Raw genomic sequence first — 6,342 nt, 5'->3', positions numbered from 1 at the left:
TGATGGCCGCCGCATCTTTGGGGTTGACCTCCACGTAGAGAGACTTGATGAACTCGGCCGAGGGGGTTCTCCTCGTCATCGAACCCGTGTGGTAGTGGTAGAGCGACCTTCCCGTTGTCGCGAGGAAGGGGTACTCGGCATCGGGCCATTCGTGGGGTTCCTTCCATTCGTGGGGCGCGAAGGTGGCCTTCCCCCGGGGAAATCCCGTGGTGTAAAGGTTAGGCGTTCCAGGGTGGTCCTTGTCGGGGCAGGGCCACAGGAGCGGGCCCTGGTCCAGACGGTCGTAAGTGACGCCTCCGTACTGGGGTACGAACCGGTTGATCTCCTCCATCACGTCCTCGGGGGATTGGAAGTCCCATTCCGCTCCGCAGGCATTGGCCAGGTCAACAATGACCTCCCAGTCCGGGCGGGCTTCGCCGGGGGCGTCAACGGCTTTGCGGATCCTCTGCACGGCTCGGCAGGTATTGGTAAAGGTGCCATCCTTTTCGGCCCAGCAGGTTGCCGGGAGTACCACATCAGCCAGCTGCGCCGTCTCGGTCATGAATATATCCTGGACGACGAGGAATTCCGCCCTTTCAAGGGCGTCCTTCACGTGCTTGGTGTTGGGGTCGCTGACCATGGGGTTCTCTCCCATGATGAAAAGTCCCTTGACTTCGCCTTTGGCGAGCCCGTCGGTGACCTTGACTATGGTCCTGCCCGGGGAGGTAGGAAGCTCGGCTTTCCAGATTTGCCTCACCTTTTCAACGGCCTTTTCGGTGTTCTTGGTGATGTCGAGGTAGCCCGGGAGCGTCGCCGGCAGGCAGCCCATATCGCAGGCGCCCTGGACGTTGTTCTGACCCCGCAAGGGGTTGACGCCCGTGCCGGGTCTTCCGAGCATGCCGCAGAGCAGCGCCAGGTTGGCGACGGTTCTTACATTGTTGGTACCGTACTGGTGCTGGGTGATCCCCATGGTGTAGAAGATAGCCGAGTTCGGTCCCCGGGCGTAAGTCCTGGCCGCCTCTCTCAGGGTCTCTTCGGGCACCCCGGTGATGGCGCTCACCTTGGCCGGTGTGTACTCCGCGACTACAGCCTTGAGTTCGTCGAATTTCTCAACGTTCTTCTCGATGAATTCCTTGTCATGGAGGCCTTCGGCGATGATTATGTTCATGAGCCCGTTGAGAAGAGCCACGTCGCTTCCCGAACGATGCCTGACCTTGATGTCGGCATAGTCGTCGAGCTCGATCCTTCTCGGGTCGCAAACTATCAGCTTGGTCCGACCTTCCTTTTGCTGTTCCTTCAACCAAGAACCGATGACGGGATGGTTCTCCGTCGTATTGGACCCTATCACCAGGGCCACATCGGCGTGCTTGATTGACTCGTAATCGTTGGTCATTGCTCCGCTTCCCAGGGTCTCGCCGAGACCCGCTACAGTGGCGGAGTGTCAGAGGTGGGCACAGTGATCTATGTTGTTTGTGCCCATCACCTCCCTTGCGAAACGCTGAAGCAGGTAGTTCTCCTCGTTGGTGCAGCGCGCCGAGGAGAAAAAGGCCACCGAATCGGGGCCGTAGGAATCCCGGAAGCCGGTGAGCTTTTTGGCCACCAGGCCAAGGGCTTCCTCCCAGGATGCCTCCCTGAAGGCTCCCTTTTCCTTGATCAATGGCTTTTCGAGCCTGTCGTCGCTGTGCACGAAGCTCCAGGCAAAGCGACCCTTCACGCAACATCTTCCGGCGTTCATCGAGGTGGCGCTGTCGTAGTCGGTTTTCACGTTCCATATCTTGCCCGTGAGTTCGTCCACGTGAATATCCAGTTCGCATCCCACGCCGCAGTAGGGACAGATGGTCTTGACGATCCGCGTTTTGGACGGACGGCTGATGCCGTGGACGGAATTTTCCGTCAGGGCCCCCGTTGGGCAGAGCTCGACGCACTGGCCGCAGAAGACGCAGGTGGAATCCTCGATGCCCCGGTCCATGGCCGGTGCGATGAGGGTATCCATGCCCCTGTGCTGGAAATCGATGGCGCTGTATATGGCTTGCTGGCTGCAGGCCCTCACGCAGACGCCGCAGGCTATGCACTTGTCCATGTCCCTGAGGTAATACTTGTTGGCCTCGACGGTCCTGTGCGGCCTGGAGTACTCCTCCTTGGAGAAGGTTTCGGGATCTGCTTCGTACTCCGTTCCGTACTCCCTGAGCTTGCATTCGTGGACGTCGGGGCAGCCGCACTTCATGCAGCGGCTTCCATCTCTCCGAACCTGCTCTTCCGTAAGCCCCAGGTTGTACTCCTCGAAGGGCCGGGAGAGACGAACATTCCCGGGACAGTGAACCGGGTGTTCCTGGGGTTGCTTCTCCTGGTCCAGGAAGTCTTCCGGACCAAGGTCGACCCGGACGACGTCGCACTCGAAGGGTCGGTGGGGGACGCCTTCCATGATGAAGTGATTGATGGATTCGGCGGCCCAGTGGCCTTCGGCGATGGCTCCCACGGCGATATCCGGGCCGGTGTTGAGGTCGCCGCAGGCAAAGACACCCTCCAGGGGCGTAGCGAAATGTTTATCCGAGTTGATCCTTCTGCCGTCGTGTATCTCCTTGGGCAGGGGAGAGAAGTCCGCACCCTGGCCTATAGCGGCGATGACGGTGTCCACTTCAAGGGTGAACTGCTCCCCCGTCGGGACGGGGCGCCTGCGACCGGAAGCGTCGGGTTCGCCGAGTTCCATCTTTTCGCAGACAAGCCGCTCCACCTTGCCATCGCCCTCGACGGCGACCGGGGCGGCGAGGAAGATGAATTCCACGTCCTCTTCCATGGCCTCGTCGATCTCCAGTTTCTCCGCGGGCATTTCATCGCGGGTCCTGCGGTAGACCACGTAGACCTTGTCGGCATCGCAACGGAGCGCGCATCGTGCGGCGTCCATGGCGGTGTTGCCTCCCCCGATGACGGCCACCCTGCTTCCCACGTCGACCTTGCGGCCGTTGTTGACCTCGTAGAGGAAGTTGATCCCTCCCAAAACGCCCTTCAAGTCCTCGCCGGGCGCCCTCATCGGCAAGGATTTCCAGCATCCGAAGGCGAGCAGGACCGAGTCGTAGTTTTTCCTGAGTTCCTCGAGGGTCACGTCCTTGCCCAGGGTGGTGTTCAACCTTGTCTCGATGCCGTGGTCGATGATCCAGTCGATCTCTTTCTGGAGGATGGGCTGGGGAAGCCGGTAATCGGGAATGCCGAACCTCATCATCCCGCCGAGGGCCGATTCCTTGTCGAAGAGGGTGATCGCGTACCCCATCTTCCGCAGGTAGTAGGCCGCCGATAATCCCGCCGGGCCTCCACCCACGATGGCCACCTTTTTGCCGTTTTCCTTGATTTCCGGGATAACGCCCAGGTCTCCGGTGTTGATGCCCCAATCCCCGATAAACCTCTTGATCTCGCGAATGGAGACCGGTTCTTCATCGACGAAATTCCTGCGGCACTTTTCCTCGCAGGGGGCCGGACAGATGCGGCCGATGGAGGCCGGGAGGGTGATGTTTTCGTGGAGAGCTTCAAGGGAAGCCCGGTACTCCCCGTCGGCCGCGTAGTTGACGTAGCCCTTGACATCGCCCCTGGCGGGGCAGGCCAGTTGGCAGGGGGGACGGCAGTCGCCCACGTGATCCGAGAAGAGTAGTTGAAGGGCCAACTGCCTGGCGCCGAATACCCGGTCGGTCATCGTCTGGATCTCCATGCCGTTGTTAATGGGCATGGCGCAAGCCCTGACCAGGTTTTTCGCTCCCTTGACCTCGACCAGGCAGATAGAGCATCCACCGTGAAGGGTCAGGTGCGGATCGTAACATAAGGTGGGTATCTCAATGCCGTTCTCGGCGCAAAGTTCCAGGATCTTTTGGCCCCGATACCCGAAGACCTCTTTCCCGTTAAGGATTACTTTTACGTCTCGATCCATTGTCCAAAGATCCTCCTTATTCAACGCTTATCGCCTTGACCGGGCATACGGCCATGCATCGTCCGCACTTTATGCAAATGTCCTGGTCGATGAGATGGGGTTTCTTGATCTCGCCGCTTATCGCGCTGACCGGGCATTCGCGGGCACACCGGGTGCACCCGATGCACTTGTCGGGGTCGATGGTGTAATGAATGAGGGCCGTGCAGACCTTGGCCGGACATTTCTTGTCGACGATGTGCGCGAGGTACTCGTCACGGAAATATTTTATCGTGGTCTGGACCGGGTTGGGTGCCGTCCCCCCCAGGGCGCAGAGGGAACCGTCTTTGACCTTTTGGGCGAGGTCTTCCAGCAGATCCAGGTCTTCCAACTTACCCTTGCCTTCGCAGATCCGTTCTAGGATTTCCAGCATTCTCTTCGTCCCTATCCTGCAGAAGGGGCACTTGCCGCAGGATTCGTTCTGGACGAAGGTGAGGAAGAACTTCGCGAAGTCAACGATACAGGTATCCTCGTCGGTGACCACCATGCCACCGGAACCCATGATAGCGCCGGTAGCGTTGATCGACTCATAATCGACGGGGGTGTCGAGCATCGATTCGGGCAGGCATCCCCCCGACGGACCGCCTAGCTGAACGGCTTTGAACTTCTTGTCATTGGGAATGCCGCCCCCTATATCGTAGATGACTTCCCTGAGGGTCATACCCATGGGGGCTTCCACGAGGCCGGTGTTGTTCACCTTCCCGGTAAGGGCGAATATCTTCGTCCCCTTCGAAGTTTCCGTTCCAACGCTGCTGAACCATTCGGCGCCGTTGAGGATGATCTGCGGGATATTAGCCCAGGTTTCCACGTTATTGATATTGGTTGGTTTTCCCCAAAGGCCCGAGTTGGCCGGGAAGGGGGGGCGAGGGTTGGGCATGCCTCGCTTGCCCTCGATGGAAGCCATGAGGGCGGTCTCTTCGCCGCAGACAAAGGCCCCGGCACCTTCCTTGATATGGAGCTTGAAGGAGAAACCCGTGCCCATTATGTTGTCGCCCATGAGGCCCATCTCGGTAGCCTGCTCGATAGCGGTATTGAGGCGTTTGATGGCCAGGGGGTATTCGGCACGGCAGTAAATATACCCCTCGTCGGAGCCTATGACGTAGGCCCCAATGAGCATTCCTTCGACGACGCTGTGGGGGTCGCCCTCGAGGACCGATCGGTCCATGAAAGCCCCGGGGTCTCCCTCGTCGGCGTTGCAGACAATATATTTCTTATCCCCGGGGGCCATCCTGGCGAACTCCCATTTCCTGCCCGCGGGGAAACCTGCCCCCCCGCGTCCCCTGAGGCCTGATTTCTTCACGATATCCAGTGTCTCTTCCGGAGGCAGCTCGAGGAGGACCTTGGCCAGGGCCTGGTATCCGTCCCTGGCGATGTATTCCTCGATGTTGTCGGGATTTATGTAGCCGCAATTGCGCAGGACGATCCTGCGTTGCTTGCCGTAGAAAGGAATGTCCCTGTAATGAGGTATCTTTTTCTTTTCTACGTCAGGGGTTGTGTAAAGGAGCCGCTGAAGGATCCGGCCCTTGTAAAGATGTTCTTCGACGAGCTCCGGTATGTCCTCGGGCTTCACTTGGCAGTAGAAGGATCCCTCCGGGTAGACCACGACGATGGGTCCCATTTCGCACATGCCATGGCAACCCGTCTCGACGAGCATGACTTCCTTGTCTAGCCCTCGGCGGGCCAGTTCCGTTTTGAAGGCTTCAAAAACGGGTGCTGATCCGCTTGCGGTACAACCTGTTCCTTTGCATATCAGAACGTGGGCGCGATACAAAGCCATTTTCAAAGCCCCCTAGTCAGTTTGTCCGACAACCTTGTCCTCGACAATGTTGCCGTTGACGACATGTTCAACGATGATCCTGGGAACATCGCCAGGCCCGACTTCACCATAGGTGGTCCGGGGCTCGCCGGGACGGATCACGTCCAACAGCGGTTCCTTCTGGCACATCCCGATGCATCCCGTGGTCTCCACGGTTATATCCGTGAGGCCCCTTTTTTCCAGTTCCTGCAGGATGGCCGTCATGACCTCCCTCGCGCCAGCGGCGATGCCACATGTCCCCATTCCCACGATGATCCTAGTCTTTCCCCCGGAACGGGCCGCTGTGAGGTCCTTCGATTGCTCCTTGATCTTCCTGAGGTCCTCAAGACTGGTTATTTTCTTCAAAACGTTCATTCCCCCCTGTGCGGAGATTGTAGATACCTTGTTCAATATAGCGGGAGATCCACAAGGCGACCTCCGGAGAAACCAACAGTTCCCTGTCCTCCAGCACCCGCACCAATTCCTCCGTACTGGTCTCGAAAAGGTCGCTGTCGAAGTTGTATCGGAACAAAAAATCCCTCTCGGGCCATCCCACCATCAGCGTCATGACAGTGGCCGGTATATCCCCGAGAGGAGGGCAATCGATGCAATCTCTTTT

Annotated in this window: 4 protein-coding genes; all 4 read right to left on the bottom strand. The window is 58.8% G+C overall.

Annotated elements, in window-relative coordinates; translation table 11 throughout:
* Nucleotides 1–3,892: formate dehydrogenase subunit alpha (fdhF, locus tag GX108_03320; protein ID NLO56073.1), on the bottom strand; the 3,892-nt coding region annotated here is incomplete at its 3' end.
* A 16-nt stretch (nt 3,893–3,908) separates the two neighbouring features.
* Nucleotides 3,909–5,705 (bottom strand): 4Fe-4S binding protein, encoded by a 1,797-nt coding sequence (locus GX108_03315; protein ID NLO56072.1) that lies wholly within the window; start codon nt 5,703–5,705, stop codon nt 3,909–3,911.
* Between the two features lie 12 nt (nt 5,706–5,717).
* Nucleotides 5,718–6,089: a (2Fe-2S) ferredoxin domain-containing protein gene (locus tag GX108_03310; protein NLO56071.1), complete on the bottom strand. Its 372-nt coding sequence runs from the start codon at nt 6,087–6,089 to the stop codon at nt 5,718–5,720.
* On the bottom strand, nt 6,067–6,291 hold the full coding sequence (locus tag GX108_03305; protein NLO56070.1) for a hypothetical protein: 225 nt from the start codon (nt 6,289–6,291) through the stop codon (nt 6,067–6,069). Before GX108_03305 ends, GX108_03310 begins: the two co-directional genes overlap by 23 nt.
* Nucleotides 6,292–6,342 lie beyond the last annotated feature (51 nt).

It is taken from the genome of Thermovirga sp. (genome assembly GCA_012523215.1).
In the GTDB taxonomy this organism is placed as follows: domain Bacteria; phylum Synergistota; class Synergistia; order Synergistales; family Thermovirgaceae; genus 58-81.
The sequence above is the reverse complement of the archived record's forward strand: the minus strand, read 5'-3'. Positions and strand labels throughout refer to the sequence as shown.